Source organism: Sphingomonas sp. RIT328, from assembly GCF_000632225.1.
GTDB classification, from domain to species: domain Bacteria; phylum Pseudomonadota; class Alphaproteobacteria; order Sphingomonadales; family Sphingomonadaceae; genus Sphingomonas; species Sphingomonas kyungheensis.
On the sequence record NZ_JFYV01000022.1, the window covers coordinates 16,230 to 33,472 of the forward strand.

At 69.5% G+C, this 17,243-nt stretch carries 21 protein-coding genes and 1 tRNA gene; 9 read left to right on the forward strand and 13 right to left on the reverse strand.

What is annotated here, in order from left to right; translation table 11 throughout:
• Positions 1-130 precede the first annotated feature (130 nt).
• Both BW41_RS10665 and BW41_RS10670 read left to right on the forward strand, forming a co-directional pair.
• Positions 131-586, forward strand: a complete 456-nt coding sequence (locus tag BW41_RS10665; RefSeq protein ID WP_037534307.1) for a DUF2231 domain-containing protein — start codon at positions 131-133, stop codon at positions 584-586.
• A complete protein-coding gene (locus tag BW41_RS10670; protein WP_037534308.1) occupies positions 583-1,908 on the forward strand; it encodes a PQQ-dependent sugar dehydrogenase in 1,326 nt (441 codons plus the stop codon). The genes BW41_RS10665 and BW41_RS10670 overlap by 4 nt, the downstream gene beginning before the upstream one ends.
• Here the strand turns inward: BW41_RS10670 and BW41_RS10675 are convergent.
• Positions 1,905-2,570: an HAD-IA family hydrolase gene (locus BW41_RS10675; RefSeq protein ID WP_037534311.1), complete on the reverse strand. Its 666-nt coding sequence runs from the start codon at positions 2,568-2,570 to the stop codon at positions 1,905-1,907. The two genes, BW41_RS10670 and BW41_RS10675, sit on opposite strands and share 4 nt — an antisense overlap.
• 77 nt (positions 2,571-2,647) lie before the next feature.
• Here BW41_RS10675 and BW41_RS10680 point away from each other — a divergent pair, with 77 nt between their 5' ends.
• Both BW41_RS10680 and BW41_RS10685 read left to right on the forward strand, forming a co-directional pair.
• A complete protein-coding gene (locus tag BW41_RS10680) occupies positions 2,648-3,238 on the forward strand; it encodes an FKBP-type peptidyl-prolyl cis-trans isomerase (protein ID WP_037534312.1) in 591 nt (196 codons plus the stop codon).
• A 53-nt stretch (positions 3,239-3,291) separates the two neighbouring features.
• Entirely contained in the window at positions 3,292-3,744 is a 453-nt protein-coding gene (locus tag BW41_RS10685) for an SRPBCC domain-containing protein (protein WP_037534314.1), read from the forward strand.
• Between the two features lie 14 nt (positions 3,745-3,758).
• Here the strand turns inward: BW41_RS10685 and BW41_RS10690 are convergent, their stop codons facing one another.
• From BW41_RS10690 to BW41_RS10710, 5 genes are all read right to left on the reverse strand, one after another.
• Positions 3,759-4,457: a VIT1/CCC1 transporter family protein gene (locus BW41_RS10690; RefSeq protein WP_037534315.1), complete on the reverse strand. Its 699-nt coding sequence runs from the start codon at positions 4,455-4,457 to the stop codon at positions 3,759-3,761.
• 54 nt (positions 4,458-4,511) lie between these two features.
• Positions 4,512-5,159: a Dps family protein gene (locus BW41_RS10695; RefSeq protein ID WP_037534317.1), complete on the reverse strand. Its 648-nt coding sequence runs from the start codon at positions 5,157-5,159 to the stop codon at positions 4,512-4,514.
• A 94-nt stretch (positions 5,160-5,253) separates the two neighbouring features.
• Entirely contained in the window at positions 5,254-6,606 is a 1,353-nt protein-coding gene (locus BW41_RS10700; RefSeq protein ID WP_235199731.1) for a sensor histidine kinase, read from the reverse strand.
• Positions 6,596-7,273 (reverse strand): response regulator transcription factor, encoded by a 678-nt coding sequence (locus BW41_RS10705; protein ID WP_037534320.1) that lies wholly within the window; start codon positions 7,271-7,273, stop codon positions 6,596-6,598. Before BW41_RS10705 ends, BW41_RS10700 begins: the two co-directional genes overlap by 11 nt.
• A 47-nt stretch (positions 7,274-7,320) precedes the next feature.
• Positions 7,321-8,238 carry a LysR family transcriptional regulator gene (locus tag BW41_RS10710; RefSeq protein WP_037534322.1) on the reverse strand — a complete coding sequence of 306 codons (918 nt, stop codon included), beginning with the start codon at positions 8,236-8,238 and terminating at the stop codon, positions 7,321-7,323.
• A 97-nt stretch (positions 8,239-8,335) separates the two neighbouring features.
• Here BW41_RS10710 and BW41_RS10715 point away from each other — a divergent pair, with 97 nt between their 5' ends.
• The 3 genes from BW41_RS10715 to BW41_RS10720 all read left to right on the forward strand — a co-directional run bounded on the left by BW41_RS10715 (position 8,336) and on the right by BW41_RS10720 (position 11,429).
• Positions 8,336-9,349 carry a zinc-dependent alcohol dehydrogenase family protein gene (locus BW41_RS10715; RefSeq protein WP_200870401.1) on the forward strand — a complete coding sequence of 338 codons (1,014 nt, stop codon included), beginning with the start codon at positions 8,336-8,338 and terminating at the stop codon, positions 9,347-9,349.
• 392 nt (positions 9,350-9,741) lie between these two features.
• Positions 9,742-9,870, forward strand: coding sequence for a hypothetical protein (locus tag BW41_RS21965; RefSeq protein ID WP_268747115.1), 129 nt, complete (start codon positions 9,742-9,744; stop codon positions 9,868-9,870).
• Positions 9,867-11,429: a family 43 glycosylhydrolase gene (locus tag BW41_RS10720; protein WP_037534324.1), complete on the forward strand. Its 1,563-nt coding sequence runs from the start codon at positions 9,867-9,869 to the stop codon at positions 11,427-11,429. The genes BW41_RS21965 and BW41_RS10720 overlap by 4 nt, the downstream gene beginning before the upstream one ends.
• A gap of 51 nt (positions 11,430-11,480) precedes the next feature.
• Here BW41_RS10720 and BW41_RS10725 read toward each other — a convergent pair.
• Positions 11,481-11,555: transfer RNA gene (locus tag BW41_RS10725), tRNA-Gln, on the reverse strand.
• Between the two features lie 78 nt (positions 11,556-11,633).
• Positions 11,634-12,740: a branched-chain amino acid aminotransferase gene (locus tag BW41_RS10730; protein WP_037534327.1), complete on the reverse strand. Its 1,107-nt coding sequence runs from the start codon at positions 12,738-12,740 to the stop codon at positions 11,634-11,636.
• Positions 12,741-12,800: 60 nt separating this feature from the next.
• Here BW41_RS10730 and BW41_RS10735 point away from each other — a divergent pair, with 60 nt between their 5' ends.
• Positions 12,801-13,289: a MarR family transcriptional regulator gene (locus BW41_RS10735; RefSeq protein ID WP_037534329.1), complete on the forward strand. Its 489-nt coding sequence runs from the start codon at positions 12,801-12,803 to the stop codon at positions 13,287-13,289.
• Here the strand turns inward: BW41_RS10735 and BW41_RS10740 are convergent.
• The 5 genes from BW41_RS10740 to BW41_RS10760 all read right to left on the reverse strand — a co-directional run bounded on the left by BW41_RS10740 (position 13,286) and on the right by BW41_RS10760 (position 16,372).
• Complete coding sequence (locus tag BW41_RS10740; protein ID WP_037534365.1) at positions 13,286-14,071, reverse strand: pyrroline-5-carboxylate reductase family protein; 786 nt, start codon at positions 14,069-14,071, stop codon at positions 13,286-13,288. The genes BW41_RS10735 and BW41_RS10740 overlap by 4 nt on opposite strands.
• An 11-nt stretch (positions 14,072-14,082) precedes the next feature.
• Positions 14,083-14,586, reverse strand: a complete 504-nt coding sequence (locus BW41_RS10745; protein WP_037534330.1) for a YbjN domain-containing protein — start codon at positions 14,584-14,586, stop codon at positions 14,083-14,085.
• A 97-nt stretch (positions 14,587-14,683) separates the two neighbouring features.
• Positions 14,684-14,968, reverse strand: coding sequence for an accessory factor UbiK family protein (locus BW41_RS10750; protein WP_037534332.1), 285 nt, complete (start codon positions 14,966-14,968; stop codon positions 14,684-14,686).
• A gap of 28 nt (positions 14,969-14,996) precedes the next feature.
• The gene (locus tag BW41_RS10755) at positions 14,997-15,548 is read right to left on the reverse strand and encodes a TspO/MBR family protein (protein WP_200870402.1); all 552 of its coding nucleotides are present in this window, start codon (positions 15,546-15,548) and stop codon (positions 14,997-14,999) included.
• An 89-nt stretch (positions 15,549-15,637) separates the two neighbouring features.
• Entirely contained in the window at positions 15,638-16,372 is a 735-nt protein-coding gene (locus tag BW41_RS10760) for a TlyA family RNA methyltransferase (protein ID WP_037534333.1), read from the reverse strand.
• A 198-nt stretch (positions 16,373-16,570) separates the two neighbouring features.
• Between BW41_RS10760 and BW41_RS10765 the strand changes: the two genes are divergently transcribed.
• On the forward strand, positions 16,571-17,242 hold the full coding sequence (locus BW41_RS10765) for an RBBP9/YdeN family alpha/beta hydrolase (RefSeq protein ID WP_037534336.1): 672 nt from the start codon (positions 16,571-16,573) through the stop codon (positions 17,240-17,242).
• Position 17,243 lies beyond the last annotated feature (1 nt).

Below are 17,243 nucleotides of genomic sequence, written 5' to 3' on the forward strand. Positions count from 1 at the left end.
CTCTCCGGCCATGGCGACAACTTCGGCAAAGCAATATAGCGAAAATCACTGATCGATGTTATGCCGGAGCTTTACTTACCTCCGTTCCGGCCCGTCTGGAACATTACAACGGCGGTGACGCTATGCGAGAATGAACCATCCTTCCGGCAATCCGCGATCGACCGCATCGCTGTTCGGCCATCCGCTGCACCCGATGCTGGTGCCCTTTCCCATCGTCGGGTTCGTCGGCGCGCTGATCACCGATCTCGCCTATCTCAATTCGGCCAACGTGCAGTGGAGCAACTTCTCGATCTGGCTGATCACCGGCGGGCTGGTGATGGGCGGGTTCGCGGCGTTGACCGGAATCATCGATTATGCCGGCGACAAGCGGGTGCGCGCGGCGCGGCCGGCGACCGCGCATATGATCATCAACATCTCGGTCTTCGTGATCGAGATCGTCAACGCCTTTGTCCACAGTCGTGACGGCTGGACCGCGGTGGTGCCGACCGGGCTGACGCTGTCGGCGATCGCGGTCGCCTTGCTCGCGGTCAGCGCATGGCTCGGCGGCTCGCTGGTTTACAAGCATCGCGTCGGGGTGCGCTCGTGAGCGCGCGGGTCACGCTGGCCGGCGCCCTGGTCGTCGCGCTCGCCGCGTGCAACGACGGCGGGCATAAGTTCGATCGCAACAGTCAGATCGGCCCCAATCCGGTGCTGCCCGCGCCGAAGCAATATCTCGTGCCGCCGATCCACGTCGCCGAAGTCGTCGGCTGGCACGGCAGCGAGATGCCGACCGCCGCGCCCGGCATGCGCGTGCAGGCGATGGCGCGGAACCTCAACCATCCGCGCAATATGCTGGCCTTGCCCAATGGCGACGTGCTCGTCGTCGAATCGCAGGGCCCCAATCTCGATCCGATCACCCGACCCAAGAACCCGATCGTCTCCTGGGTGCAGAAGCGCGCCACGGGGCAGAGCGGCGCCAAGCCGAGCGGGCCGACCAATCAGATCACGCTATTGCGCGACGCCGATGGCGATGGCGTGCCCGAGTTGCGCACCGTGCTGCTCGCCAAGCTCAACTCGCCGTTCGGCGTGGTCTTCGCCGACAATCATCTCTACGTCGCCGCGACCGACGCGGTGTTGCGCTATCCCTTCACGCTCGGCCAGACGCGGATCACCGCCGCGCCGACGCGGCTGACCGAACTGCCCGGCGGGCCGATCGATCATCACTGGACCAAGAGCCTGACGCTCAGCCCCGACGGCCGCCTGCTCTATGCGACGGTCGGATCGAACAGCAATATCACCGAGAACGGCATGGAGGCGGAGAAGAACCGTGCCGCGGTATGGGAGATTGATCGTGCCTCCGGCCGGGCGCGCGTCTTCGCGGGCGGCTTGCGCAATCCCAACAGCCCCAATTTCTACCCCGGCACCAACACCTTGTGGGTCGTCGCCAACGAGCGCGACGAACTCGGCCCGAACCTCGTGCCCGATTATCTGACCTCGGTGCGCGACGGCGGCTTCTATGGCTGGCCCTACAGCTATTACGGCCAGCATATCGATCCGCGCGTGATGCCGCAGCGGCCGGATCTCGTCGCGCGGGCGATCCCGCCCGATTACGCGCTGAGCAGCCATGTCGCTGCGTTGGGGCTGACCTTCTACACGGGCACCAGCCTGCCGGCGCGCTATCGCGGCGGGGCGCTGATCGGCGAACACGGCAGCTGGGATCGCGACGAGCTCAACGGCTATAAGGTCGTCTTCGTCCCCTTCGCCAATGCCCGGCCGAGCGGCAAGACGCAGGATTTCCTGTCGGGCTTCCTGTCGCCCGACGGCAAGCAGGTGCGCGGCCGGCCGGTCGGCGTCGGTATCGATCGCACCGGCGCGGTGCTCGTCGCCGACGATGCCGGCAACGTGCTGTGGCGGGTGTCGGCCGGCTAACCGGCGGCGATGGTCAGACCGTCTGCCTCGGTGGCGACGGTCAGGCCGCGGTAATCGGAGATTGCGGGATGCGCCGTGCCGATCGGGTGCGTGTGCGTCGCGGTGATCGCGATCGCCGCGGCACCGGCGGCATCGGCGGCGGTGAGGCCGGCGATCGTATCCTCGAACACCAGGCAGTCCGCCACGTCGACCCCGAGCCGCTCGGCGCCGAGCCGGAAGCAGGCGGGATCGGGTTTGCCGTGGACGACGTCTTCCGACGTGACGAGCACCGGCGGGACCGGGATGCCGGCGGCGGCGAGCCGCGCCTCGGCGAGCGGCCGCGACGCGGAGGTGACGATCGCCCAGCGCTCCGCCGGCAGTGCGGCGAGGAACGCCGCCGCGCCGGGGATCGCCGTGACGCCGCTGGTGTCCTCGATCTCGCGCGCGGTGATCGCCGCCGCCTCCTTCTCGGGATCGGCGACGCCGAGCCGCCGCATCGTCTCGATCGTCCGCACGCCGTGCAGGATCGACAGCACGTGATGCGGATCGATGCCATGACCCTGCGCCCATTCGCTCCAGGCGCGATTGGCCGATTCGATGCTGGTGATCAGCGTGCCGTCCATGTCGAACAGGAAGGCGGCGAAGCGGCGGCCGGGATAGGGCGTCGGGGCGGGATCGGTCATGCGCCGCACCCGTAAGGATAAGCGCCGGCCGTGCAACCTATGTAGCGCGGCGGCGATCGCCTGCGTATAGGCGCGCGATGTCCAGCCACACCCGCCTCCGCCCGCTCCTTTCCGCCGCGATCCTGCCGATGCTGGCGATCGCCCTTCCCGCCAGCGGCGCGACCGTGCGCAAGCGCGCCCCCGCGCCCGCCGCGCCCAACAATGCGATCATCCCGCTGCCGCTCAACCCGATCGTCCCCGCCGGCCAGCGGCTGTGCAGCGCGACGACGCCGACCGGCCTCGGCTATACGGTCCTGCGCGCCGGCAGCGGCACGATGCCCGCCAAGAGCGACGTCGTGCTGATCAATTACGTCGGCTACCTCAAGGCGACCGGCGCGGTGTTCGACCAGAACATGCGCGCGCCGCTGCCGGTCGACGGCGTCATCCCCGGTTTCTCGCAGGGGTTGCAGATGATGGCGCGCAATGCCGTCGTCCGCTTCTGCATCCCCGCGACGCTCGGCTATGGCGCGCAGGCCTCCGGGCCGATCCCGGCGAACAGCGACCTCGTCTTCCAGGTCGAGTTGCTCGACTATAAGACCGCCGCCGAAGTCGAGCAGATGCGCGCCGAACCGCCGGCCGCCGCCGCCGCCGCCCCCGCCCCGCAGCCGGCGACGCCGCCCAAGCCTTGACGCGCCACGTGCTTGTGCTTTGATCTCTCCCGGATAAGCGAGGAGAGAAAGCGATGACGCAGGCGCCCACGGACCGCAGCTTCGTCGTCGAGCAACGGGTCGCTGCGCCGCCCGCGCAGGTGTTCGCGGCCTGGGCGCGGCCCGAGCTGTTCCGGCGCTGGTGGCTGCCCGAAACGTCCGGGCTGACGCTGGCCGACCTTGAGATGCGGGTCGAGACCGGCGGCCACTACCGGCTGGCGATCGTGCCGCCGGGGCGCCGCGAGCCGATGGTCTTCCACGGCCGCTATGTCGAGGTGATCGACGCCCGGCGCATCGTCTGGACCAACGAGGAAGAGGCGGACGGCGCGGTCACCACCGTCACCTTCGCCGAGCAGGACGGCGCCACCCGCGTCACCGTCACCGAAGTCTATCCGACCGCCGCCGCACGCGACGCCGCGGTCGCGGAGGGCAGCACGAGCGGCTGGCCGGAGCAATTGCGCCAGCTCGACACGCTCGTCACCGGGTAAGCCGCCCCGCGCGCCTAGACCGCCGTACCCAGCGCCCGGCCGATCGCGCCGGTGACGCCCATCGCGATCAGCCCCCAGAAGACGACGCGGAGCATCGCCGGGCCGACCCGCGCGCCGCCGACCCGCGCGCCGATCGCGCCGAGGATCGCCAGCATCACCAGCGCGCAGGACGACACCGCGATACCCGTGACGGCACGCGGCACGAACGTAGCGACGAGCATTGGCAGGATCGCGCCGGCAAAGAAGGCCGCCGCCGAGGACAGCGCCGCCTGGATCGGACGGGCGGCCAGTTCGTCGGAGATGCCGAGTTCGTCGCGCCGGTGCGCGCCGAGCGCATCATGCGCCATCATCTGTGTCGCCACCTCGAACGCGACATCGGGGGTGACGCCGCGCCCCTCGTAGATCGCGGCGAGTTCGGCACGCTCCTGCTCGGGTGCGCGGGCGAGTTCGAGCCGCTCGCGGGCGAGGTCGGCCTGTTCGGTATCGGCCTGCGAGCTGACCGAGACATATTCGCCCGCCGCCATCGACAGCGCGCCGCCCACCAGAGCGGCGGTGCCGGCGAGCAGCACGCCGCCATGCGTCGCACCCGGCGCGGCGGCGACGCCGACCAGCAGGCTCGATACCGAGATGATGCCGTCATTGGCCCCCAGCACCGCCGCCCGTAGCCAGCCGGTGCGATGGACCAGATGATGTTCGGCGACCGGCTCGGACATCGCATTCCCCTTCAAGGCGTTAGTCGCCCGTGCCAGCGCCTTTGTCGAGCCCGCTCAGCCGCCGGCGCCGGGCATCATGATCGGGCGGCCCGCGTTGAGGTCGGCGCCCGTGTTGGGATCGGTCGGGGTCGGCTGGATCATCGCACGCATCTGCCACTGATATTTGTCGATGGCATGCTGCACCTCCTGCAACAGATTGGAGGTGGTCGGGTCCTTGTCCTCGGTCGCCTTGATGCCCTGGCCGATCTCGGTGCTGGTGGTGAGGTAATAGCGCGCGAACCAGCCGATCACCTGGGCGTCGTCGGTGAAGCCGCCGGGATATTCGGGAATGCGGCTGGTGCGGACGATGGTATTGGCGCGCCCGTCCGACGAAGCGCCGATCGCGAGCAGCCGTTCGGCGACCTCGTCGGCATATTTGCCGACGCCCTCATAATGATCCTGAAGCAGTTCGTGCAGCGGATAGTAGAGCGTGCCCGAGACGTTCCAATGCGCCTGCTTGGTCTGAAGCTGAAGCTGCTGAAGCTCGGTCAGCGTCTGTTGCAGCGCCTGGATCGAGGCGCGCTGGTCGGCGCCCTGCGGGCCGCCGTGCGGCCGGTCGCTGAGGCTGTTGGTCGGAAAGCCGCCTGTCGCACCCTGCTGGGCGATGGCAGGGCTGGCGATCGCGGTGGCGAACAGTGTCGCGGCGAGGAGGGTATAGCGCATCGTCGTCCTTTCGTTGTCCGCCCGGGTCGCCGGGCGCAGCGGGGTTGATGCGGATCAAACGGACGTCGCGCGGCGCGGTTGTCTAAATTCGTGTTCAGTCTCGACGCAGCGGCATGACCAGCAGCACGGCGCTGCCCTGTTCGGCGAAACGCAGGCTCAGCCCGTGCATGTCGGCGATCGCCTTGACCAGGCTGAGCCCCAGCCCCGCGCCCTGGCAATCGTGCCGGCCCCGGTAGAAGCGCTGGGTCACCAAGTCGCGCTCCGCGGCGGGAATCCCCGCCCCCTCGTCGGCGACGCTGACGGTGATCGCGGCGGCGCTGCGCTCGACCGTCAGCGTGACGCGGCCGCCGGCGGGACCGAATTTGATCGCATTGTCGAGCAGGTTGGACAGCGCCTCGATCAACAGGCTGGCATCGCCCTCGATCGGCGCGGCCGTGTCGATCCGGCAGACGAGGTCGATGCCGCGATCCTCCGCGGTCGGCCGATAGAGGTCACAGGCATCGGCGGCGACGCGGGCGAGATCGACCGGCGCGAAGCGGCTGCGGCGGGCATGATCCTCCAGCTCGCGGATGCGCAGCAGCGCGGCGACGATGCCGAGCAGCTGGTCGATCTCGGTCAGCGCCGCCTCGGCGACCGTCTGGAAATCCGCCGGCGCGCGCGCCTCGCGCATGCCGCGTTCGACGCGCGCCCGCAGCCGGGTGAGCGGCGTGCGCAATTGATGCGCGATATCGTCGCCGACGCCGCGCACGTCGGCGACCAGCACCTGCAAGCGATCGAGCATCGCATTGATATGCTCAGCGAGCAGGCCGAAGCTGTCGGGGCGGCGCTCCACCGGCAAACGTTCGTGGAGGCCGCCCGCGACGATCCGCGCGGTCAGCGCGCGCACGGTATCGACCTGCCGCGCGGCGCGGCGTCCGGCGACGAGCCCGAAGCCGAGCGCCAGCACGAGCGCCGGCAGCAGACCGAGCAGCATCGCCCGCCCGGCAAGGTGCAGCGCCTCCTCGGCATTGTCGAGGTCGAAGCCGGTGAGCAGCCGCTCGCCACCCGGCAGCGGACAGACCGAAAGTCGGGCGACGTCGCTGGTCTTGCCGGGCAGCTCGGTCGGCGCCACCGCGGTGGTGACGATGCGCGCCCGGCCGGGCGGCAGATCGGGCAAACGCGCGACATTGCCGTCGATCAACCGGCCGGACGCGTCGAACAGGCCGAGGAAGCGTTCGCGATGGATGTCGCGGGTGAGCATCTCGCGCACCTCCTCGCGGCGTTCGGCGGCGGGGGTCTTTGCAAAGAAGCGGCAGTCGCCGGCGAGCGCCTGGTCGATCGCATGCGCGTGACTGGCGTTGACCAGCGCCCAGACGATCGCCGCGGTGACCAGCGACTGGACGACGAGCAGCGCGGCGATCGCCCCGCCCCAGCGCAGCGTTGCACGGGTGCGCGGATCAGCCCGCATGATCGAAGACATAGCCGCGGCCGCGCACGTTGCGGATCAGCTGCGGTTCGCCGGCGACATCGACCTTGCGGCGCAACCGGCCGATATGGACGTCGACGACGTTGCTGTTGGGTTCGAACGTATAACCCCAGACGTCCTGCAACAGCATCGATCGCGTGACGATTTGCCCCGGCCGGCGGACGAGATAGTCGAGCAGCTTCATCTCGCGCGGCAGCAGTTCGAGCGGGCGGCCGGCCCGCGTCGCGGTGCCGGCGAGCAGATCGAGATCGAGCGGCCCGACGATCAGCCGTGTGTCGCGCGTCTCGTTGGGGCGGCGCAGCAGCGCCTCGACGCGTGCGACCAGCTCGACCAGCGCGAACGGCTTGGGGAGATAATCGTCGCCGCCGGCGCGCAGCCCGCGGACGCGATCGTCGAGGCTGCCGAGCGCGCTCAGCACCAGCGCCGGGGTGCGGCAGCCGTCGCCGCGCAGCCGCGCGATCAGGTCGAGTCCCTCGCCGTCGGGCAATTGCCGGTCGACGATCAGCAGGTCGACGCCCGGTGCCTGCGCGCAGGCCAGCGCCGCCGCGATCGTCAGGTGATGGGTCAGCCGATGCCCTGCCGCGACGAGTTCGAGGGCGATCTCGTTGGCGGTGCCCGCGTCGTCCTCGATGAGCAGGATATGCGCCACCGCTTCTGATCGCCCGCGCGCCGCATCTGCGTCAAATGAAATGCAATTCAGAGTTTGAGCGCGGTGGCGGCGGGCAGTTCGGCGGCGAGCGCGTCGATCGCCAGCCGCAGCCGCAGCGGCAGGCGCGGTGCCTGCGGCCATAAGGCATGGCTGGTGAAGCTGTGCGCCGGCAGCGCGTCCAGCACCGTCGCCAGTCGCCCCGCGGCGACATCGTCGCGGATAAGCCAGCAGGGCAGCCAGGCGAGGCCGTGGCCGGCGACCGCGGCGTCGCGGATCGTGCCGAGATCGTCGAAGCGCATCCGGCTCGGCGGCACGATCTCGCGCGGCGCGGCGCCCGGCTGCGGGAACAGCCACGACCGGATCCGCCCCGGCCGGCCGTAGAGCATTGCGCGGTGCCGGGCGAGGTCGTCGAGCGTCGCCGGCCTGCCCGCCTCCGCGAGATAGCCGGGAGCGGCACAGACGCGCATATGCTGCGTCGCCACGCGCCGCCCGGCGAGCCCCGGCCAGTCGCGCAACGGGCCGTTGCGGAGGACGAGGTCGAAGCCGTCCTCGATCACGTCGACGAGCCGGTCGTTGAAATTGCAGTCGATCTCCAGCCGCGGGTGCGCCTCCACCAGCCGGATCAGGATCGGGGCGACGCATTGCCGCCCGAACAAGACCGGCATCGATACGCGCAGCCGCCCCGCCACCTCGCAGCGCTCCGACTGCAATGCCGCGGTCGCCGCCTTGAGCTCGTCGAGCGCGCGGCGGCAATGATCGAAGAACGCCTGCCCGTCCTCGGTCAGCGTCAGCCGCCGCGTGGTCCGGTGGAACAGCCGCACGCCGAGCCGCCGTTCGAGCCGGGCGACCGACCGGCCGATCGCCGACCGGGTGAGGTTGAGCGTCGCCGCGGCGGCGCTGAACCCGCCCGCTTCGACCGCGGCGACGAACACCGGCACCTCCGCCAACACATCTGCCCGCTTCATTGTCGCGTCCCATGCACCAAAGCCGGTCCCGACTATCGCCACCGGGGCGTGACGATCAACGCTAGATCGGCCCGGTCTGGACGAAAGGAGACGCATGATGACGATGACGCGTTGGGAGATGACCGACTATGGCCGCGCCAATCTGCGGCTGGCGCGCGTGCCGCGGCCCGAGCCGCGCGCGGGTGAGGTACTGGTCAAGGTCGCGGCGGTGGCGCTCAACTATCGCGACAAATTGGTGATCGACAACGGATTGGGGACGCACTTGCCGTTCCCGTTCACGCCGGGGTCCGATCTTGCCGGCACGGTGGTCGCGACCGGCGCGGGGGCGACGCGCTTCGCTGTCGGCGAGCGGGTGATATCGGTCTTCTTCCCCGGCTGGATCGACGGCAGCTATGCGGGCAGCGCCGCGAACCCGCCGGGCGCTGCGCTCGGCGGCAATTACCCCGGTGTGCTCGCCGAATATGTCGCCATGCCCGAGGACTGGTTCGTCGCCGCGCCGCACAGCCTCGATCCCGTCGCGGCGAGTACGCTGACCTGCGCCGGACTGACCGCATGGTTCGCTCTGGTCGAACAGGGTCGCCTCAAGGCGGGGGCGAGCGTCTTGGTCCAGGGGACCGGCGGCGTCGCGCTGTTCGGCCTGCAGATCGCCAAGGCGCATGGCGCGACCGTCTTCGTCACGTCGGGCGACGCGGCAAAGCGCGAACGGGCCGCGGCGCTCGGCGCGGATCATGCGATCGCCCGCGATGGCTGGGTCGAGACGGTGCATCGCCTCACCGCGGATCGCGGCGTCGATCATATCCTCGACATCGTCGGCGGCGCGCATCTGGCGCGGTCGCTCGAGGCGGTGGCGGTGCAGGGACGGATTGCGCTGATCGGGGTGATCGACGGCGTCGAGCTGCCCGGCGCAGCGCGGCATCTGATGCTCAAGAACGCGGTCGTGCAGGGCATCCGCGTCGGCCACCGGCGCGCGCTCGACGATCTGGTACGCGCGATCGACGCCAATGCCATCCAGCCGGTGATCGACCGCCGCTATGCCTTCGACGCGCTGCCGGCTGCGCTCGACCATCTCGATCGCGGCGCGTTCGGGAAGATCGTGGTGACGCTCGACTGACCGGACCGGCGGCCGCATCGTTGGACGCGGCGCAGGCTGGTCGCTCGCCCGGCTGCCACGCCGGTGTGGCGGCTGCGGAGCGCCGGTCCCGTTCGCGGCCGCCCTCCCCTCAAGACTTTGGCGGTGCCGCCTGCCCAGACCACGCGGCCGCGGCGCAGCCAAGCACCGCTGCGAAAAGCCGCGTGAACCGGATGGCATCGTGTCAGGCATGACCAGCTTCGCCCGGGGGCATCGCAGGTCGAATTGGTATTGCGCCTTATCGTATACGGTATCAAACCAGTTTAGAAGGACGTAACCGCAACGGGAGGCGATGTCGGGCATGAGGCACTGCGCGTTGATCAGAGAAAGCACGGCTGCGCCCTCCGCCGGCTGGTTGCCGCACCAGACGCGTCATGCCGCACAAGCGCTTTCCCGCCCGGATCACGGCATCACCGCCGGCCGATGCGCCACCGGTGCCGTTGGATCTCGCCACGGCGGTCGAGGCGAACCGACGCTGGCCGCCGGCGCTCGCGGCGGCGTGAGCCGATGTCTCGCCGCCGCTTTGCTCGCGGTGCTGCCTGCCGCGCTGCTCGCCGACGAGGGACGCCCGGTCGTCGCGCCCGGCAACCCGATCCTCGCCGACGGGCGTTATTATTCGACCGACCCCGCGCCATTCGTCGATGGCGACACCTTGTGGATCCTTGCCGGCCGTGACGAGGCGCCGCCCAACGTCAACGACTTCATTATGAACGAGTGGCAATTGCTGTCGACCAGTGATCCGGCCTCCGGGCGCTGGCGGCACTATCCGTCGATCGCGCGGCCGGAGACGGTATTCGCCTGGGCGGAGCCGGGCCGTGCCTATGCCGGACAGATCGTCAAAGGCTTCGACGGGCGATATTATATGTACGCTCCGGTGCTCGAGCGGAACAGCGATGCGCGCGACCGGTTCGCGATCGGGGTCGCGGTCGCCGACCGGATCACCGGGCCGTGGCGGGACGCGCATCCCGCCGGCCCCATCGTGTCGCAGCGCGTGCCGGTGCGCAACGCCATCCAGAATATCGATCCGACCGTGCTGATCGACGACGACGGGCGGGTCTTTCTCTATTGGGGGACGTTCGGGCAGCTGCGCGGCATGGAGCTGGCGCGCGACATGCTGACGCCGAAGGGCGCACCGATCGCCGTCCCCTCTCTCACCGGCTTCTTCGAAGCGCCGTGGCTGATGAAGCGGCGCGGCACCTATTACATGCTCTACGCCGCCAACACTGCCGGGCCGGACTCGCCCTGCACGCCCGCCATCTATCACGCCTGCATCGCTTACGGATCGGCGCCGTCGCCGCTGGGGCCATGGACCTATCGCGGCACGGTGCTGCGCCCGGTCAGCTCGACGACCAGCCATTCGGGGGCGGTCGCGTTCAAGGGCCACTGGTATCTCACCTATCACACCGCCGATGCGGTGGGCGGCGGCCATTTCCGCCGCAGCGTCGCGATCGACCGGATGGCGTGGGACGACAGCGTCACCCCCGCCGCGATCCGGCCCGTCATCCCGACCCGCCGCCGGCAGCCGCCCGCCGCGCCGACGCGCAACATCGCCGCCGCTGCCTATGCCACCGCCTCCAACGAGCCGGTGCCGGTGCAATATTGGATCAAGTCGCTCAACGACGGCGTGGTCAAGGACGCACCGCTGCCGCCCGATCTGTGGGGCAGCTGGTCGCCGAACAATCCGCCCCGGCAGTGGATCGAGTACCGCTGGCCGCAGCCGGTGACCTTGGACGGCAGCCGTATCCGGTTCTGGGCGGATCATCCCGCCGGTGCAGATGAAGGCGTCGCGCCGCCACGCGGGTGGCATCTCGAATATTGGCACGATGGCTGGAAGCCGGTGTCCGGCGCCAGCGGCTATGGCACCGATCCGGACGCCTGGCAGGCGGTCCGCTTTCCACCGATCACGACACGCTGTCTGCGCGCCCTCTTCGACGCCTCGGGTCAATCCGGCCGATACGCCGGGGTCGCGGTGCAGGAATGGGAAGCGCTCGCCCCGGGCGCCGCCGTGCCGTCGCGCACGAAGCCGCCAGCTGTCCCGGGTTGCGCGCGATCCGACGGGTAAATGCAGGACCGGACAGTCTGAGAAGTTCTGCCAAGGTCCGGACAGGAGACCTGGCTGGGGCGGCAGGATTCGAACCTGCGGATGGCGGCACCAAAAGCCGCTGCCTTACCACTTGGCGACGCCCCAACGAGGAGGCGGCCTTATAGCGGGGCCGGCGGGGTTGGGAAGCCCCGCCGGCCGGCTATTTCGCCGCCGCGGCGACAATCAGCCGAGCCGGTCGAGCCAGCCGTGCGGGTCGGCGGCGCGGCCGCGCTGGATCGCCGACAGGGCGTCGAGCATCCGCTGGGTCAGCTGGCCGGTGCCACCGCTGCCGATGGTGAAGCGGCCGGCGGGTTCGGCCACCTCGCCGATCGGCGTCACCACCGCCGCGGTGCCGCAGGCGAAGGCCTCGGTCAGCCGGCCGCTCGCCGCATCGGCGCGCCACTGGTCGATGCCGTATTTCTCCTCGCGCACCGTGATCCCCTGATCGCGCGCGATGCGGATGATCGAATCGCGCGTGATGCCGGGCAGGATCGTGCCGGTCAGCGGCGGGGTCACCATCGTGCCGTCGTCGAAGACGAAGAAGACGTTCATGCCGCCCAGTTCCTCGACCCAGCGGCGCTCGACCGCATCGAGGAAGACGACCTGGTCGCAGCCCTGGCGGATCGCCTCTGACTGGGCGAGCAGGCTGGCGGCGTAATTGCCGCCGCATTTGGCCTCGCCGGTGCCGCCGGGCGCGGCGCGGGTGTAATCCTGGCTGACCCAGATCGACACCGCGCGCGCGCCGCCCTTCCAATAGGCGCCGACCGAGGAGGCGATCACCATATAAAGATATTCGGACGACGGCTTGACGCCGAGGAACGCCTCGCTCGCGAACATGAACGGGCGCAGATACAGCGCCCCGCCCTCGATCTGCGGGAACCAGTCGCGCTCGGTCTGCACCAGCTGGCGGCAGGATTGCAGGAACAGCGCCTCGGGCAGTTCGGGCATGGCGAGGCGGCGGGCGCTGTTGTTGAAGCGGCGCGCATTCGCCTCCGGCCGGAACAGCGCCATGCCGCCATCGTCGAGCCGATAGGCCTTGAGGCCTTCGAATATCTCCTGCGCATAATGGAGCACCGCGGTCGACGGATCGACGGTGACCGGCGCGCGCGCGGTGATCGTCGCATCGTGCCAGCCTTCGCCTTCCGCATAGCGGATCACCGCCATATGATCGGTGAAGACGCGCCCGAAGCCGGGATCGACGAGGCGCGCGGCGCGCTCGTTGGCGGCGACCGGGGTCGCGCTGCGATCGAAGCGGAAGGTCGGCGCGGCGGCCGGCGAAACGAGGGTCATCGATTTCTCTCAGGCATCAGGGGTTGCGAAGGCCTACGGGCGGGGGCTAGACCGGTCAACATGGCTGCCACAGCTCCCACCGCTTCCGCCCAATTTCTCCGCGAGCCCGAACTGCGTCGCGGCATGGAATTGCTGTATTTTGGCCATAGCCATCTCACCCGCTCCGTCGATCAGGGGCTCGCCGCCCAGGGTCTGGGCCGCGCGCATCATCGTGCACTGTATTTCATCGCGCGCAAACCGGACCTGACGGTCAGCGAATTGCTCGGGCTGCTCGCGATCACCAAACAGTCGCTGGGTCGCGTACTCAACGAATTGACCGATCGCAAGTTGGTCGAAACCCGACCGGGCGAGCGCGACCGGCGCCAGCGGCTGCTGCGGCTGACCGAAGAGGGCACGCGGATGGAAAGCGAGCTGTTCGAGGCGGTGCGCGTCAAGATGTCGCAGGCCTATCAGATCGCCGGACAGGATGCGGTGTCGGGCTATTGGGCGGTGCTGGAGGGCATGATCCCCGACGGCGACCGGCCGCTGATCGAAGCGCTGCGCAGCTAGGCGCGCCGCGCCGCCGCCGCCATCTCGCGATTGCGCGCCGCCGCCGCGGCGAGCGTCTCGCGCAGCAGCGGCGCAAGGCCATCGGCGCGATCGAGCACGTCCAGCCCCTGCCGCGTCGATCCGCCGGGACTGGCGACACGGTCGGCGAGCACCGCGGGGCCGACATCCGCCTGCGCCGCCATCTCCGCCGCGCCGCGGATCGTCGCCAGCGCCAGCCGCGCCGCCTGATCCTGCGGCAGCCCGAGCGACGCACCGGCGGCGGCAAGCGCGTCGGCGAAGCGGAACAGGAAGGCGGGGCCGCAGCCGGCGAGCGCGGTGACATCGTCGAACTGCGCCTCGTCGGCGATCCATTCGACCAGACCGAGCGGCGCCATCAGCGCGGCGACCTCGTCACGCGCAGCGGTCCCGGCATCGGCGGCATGGAGCGCGACCACCCCCGCGCCGATCGCGACGGGCAGATTGGGCATCGCCCGCACCACCGTCGCCGCCGGGCAGAGCGGCGCCAGCGTCGCCACCTCGACCCCCGCCAGGATCGAGACGAGCAGACGTGGCCTGTGCCCGGCGAGCGGCCCGTCGCGCAAGGATGCAAGCTGCTGCGGCTTCAGCGCGAGCAGGATCAGGTCATAATCCCCCTCGCACACGTCCGGGATCGCCCGCAGCACGCGCACGCCGTCCGGCATCGGACGGCCGTTCGGACTGACGACGGTGACCTCCGCGGGCGACAGGCCGGCGGCGAGCCAGCGGCGCAGCATCGCGCCGCCCATATGGCCGGCGCCGACCATCAGCAGGCGCGTCACGCCTCGCCCTGCGTCTCGATCAGCGCGGCGGCGAGCGCCTCCTTGGGGGTCTTGCCGCCCCACAGCACGAATTGGAACACGGGGTAGAAGCGCTCGCACTCCTCGATCGCCGACTCGACGAGCAATTCGGTCGCGCCGAGCGACATCGTCCCCTCCTCCTCGCCGTCGATCATCGCGGCATGGCGGTAGAGCAGCACGCCCGACGACGACCACAGTTCGAAATGGCCGATCCACAGCTGTTCGTTGACCAGGCCGATCGCTTCATACACCGCGCCGCGCCGGTCATCGGTGACCTTGATGTCCGGAAATGCGAGGAATTGCAGCACGCTGTCATCCTCGCGCCAGAGTGCGCGCAATTCGTAGCTGGTCCAGCTGCCCTTGACCGTGGCGACGATCTCATCATCGTGACGCTCATGGTCCCAGCCATGCGCGGCATAATAGGCCTCGAGCATGTCGATCGGGGCATCGGGTTCGGATTCGTGTTCAGCGTGGTCGAGCATCGTTACGCCTCTATCGCACGACAAGGCTGCCGAGGCAAAAACGCCCAGGCAACCCCATAGTGGACAACACTGTCGATAAAGCTGTGGAAAACGTCGCTCAGGCCGTGGGAAGCAGGTCCGCCGAGGGGGTAGCGGCGGCACCGAGCTTCGCCTCGAGCGCGTCGAGCCGCGCGCGCAGCGCGTCATTCTCGTCGCGGGCGGCGACCGCCATCGCCTTGACCACCTCGAATTCGTCGCGGCTGACGAAGTCGAGCCCGCCGATCCACTCGCGCGCCCGCGCCCGCGCCCCCGATTCGGCCTCGCGGCCGACGCCGGCGAGCGTGCCGGCGGCACCGTTCATCAGCTTAACGAGATCATCGAACAGGCGATTGTCGGATTGCATTGGATTGGGTCCCGGTCAGCGTAACGTGTCACAGCATCTGGGACGTATGCGCCGCCGGCACAAGGGTTTCGGCATCGGGGTTGAGCTGGCCGATGCGCCAGGTGAGCACACCGGCGAAGCTGATCCAGACGAGATAGGGCACCATCAGCCAAGCGGCGACCGGCCGGATCCGCCCGAACAACACAGTGGTGATCGTCGCGACGACGAGGATGGCGATGATGACGAACAGTGCCGCTCCGACCTGATGCATGCCGAAGAACAGGGGCGTCCAGGCGAGATTGAGCACGAACTGCACCGCGAAGGCGGCGAGCGCCGCGCCGCGCCCGCGTGCGCCCCTGGCGTGGAGGATCATCGCCACCGCCAGTCCGAGCAGCACGTAGAGCGAGCTCCAGGCGACCGGGAAGACCCAGCCCGGCGGAGTCAGTGCCGGCTTCTGCAAGGCGACATACCAATTGTTGTCGGCACCGGCGGGCACCGCACGGCCCGAGGCGAAACCGAGCAACAGGATCAACGGAACGGTAAAGACGGCCCAGCGCAGGAACGACACCCGCAACTGCCCTTTGGATGCGATACCGCCCACCCGATGCTCCCTAACAATCTGCGCCCCTGCTTTGCCGCGGCGCGCAGCCTTCGTAAAGCACCCGTATCGGTGATCGTTCCCATTGTAGATCAATCACGTATTGCGGCGACCAAATATTCCACATTGCCTTCGGGGCCGGTGATCGGACTCTCGGTGACCCCGGCCACCGACCAGCCCGAAACGCTAAGCCAGTCGACCACCGCCGCGCAGACGCGCGCGCGTATCGCGGGATCGCGCACGACGCCGCCCTTGCCGACTTCGTCGCGCCCCGCCTCGAACTGCGGCTTGATCAGCGCCAGCAGCCGCGCGGCGGGCGCCGCGAATGTCATCGGCCGCTCCAACACTTTGGCAAGACCGATGAAACTCGCGTCGCAGACGATCAGGCCGATCGCCTCTGGGATATGCGCGGGGGTGAGGATGCGCGCGCTGGTCTGTTCGTGGACGATGACGCGCGGGTCCTGCCTGAGCTTCCACGCCAGCTGGTTGGTGCCGCTGTCGACCGCATAGACGCGCGCCGCGCCGCGATGGAGCAGCACGTCGGTAAAGCCGCCGGTGGACGACCCGACGTCGATCGCCACCGCGCCGGTAACGTCCCAGCCAAAATGGTCCAAGCCATGCGCGAGCTTGATGCCGCCGCGCGACACCCAGGGATGATCGCGCCCACGCACGTCGAGCGTCACGTCGTCGGCGAGCGCCTGCCCCGGCTTGTCGATCTTGCGCGTCCCCGCGAAGACCAGCCCGGCCATGATCAGCGCCTGCGCGCGCGTCTTCGATTCGGCGAGGCCACGATCGACAAGCATCTGGTCCGCACGCGTCTTTGCCATGCCCTCCCCTAGCGCCGAAGCGCCGCGATCGTCACCCCGTTTGACGGCACCCTCGCCCCGCCGCCTGCCACCATCGGCTGGGCGCATCGCTTATTGCCTATCGGAACGGTAGGATTAAGCTCGGCGTTGGGGATGAGGTGGTGCGCGACGGCTCCGGCCGCTGCCCGCCACCCGCCCGTAACGGAGGGAGATGCAGCCATGACCGGATTTTCCAGTTTCGACAGCGCGCAGCCGACCATCCTGACCGTACCCGGCCTCGGCGGCTCGGGCCCGTCGCATTGGCAGACCTTGTGGGAGGATTCGCGCCCCGATACGATGCGCGTCGAGCTCGGCATGTGGAACACGCCGCATCGCAACGCCTGGGTGACCAAGCTCGACCAGGCGATCGCGCGCGCCGAGGCGCCGGTGATCCTTGCCGCGCACAGCCTCGGCTGCCTGGCGGTCGCCTGGTGGGCGGAGCTCAGCCCGCAGCCTTATGGCTGGCCGGTGGCCGGCGCGCTGCTCGTCGCCCCCGCCGACGTCGACCGACCGGGCGCACCGGAGGAATTGCGCGGCTTCGCGCCAACGCCGAAGACGCCCTTGCCCTTCCCCTCGATCCTCGTCGCATCGAGCGACGATCCGTGGATCGGCATCGATCGGGCGCACAGCCTTGCCGCACAATGGGGCAGCCATTTCGTCGATGCCGGGCCGCAGGGCCATCTCAACGCCGCCAGCGGCATCGGCTGGTGGGCGGAAGGGCAGGAACTGCTCAACCGCGTTATCACCGCGGGCAGCGACGGCCGCGGCCACGCCCGCCCGCCGGGCGACGCGCGCTCGATCCTCGCGATCAACGCAACGGACGCGGCACAGGCGCATTACCTGCACCGCTGAT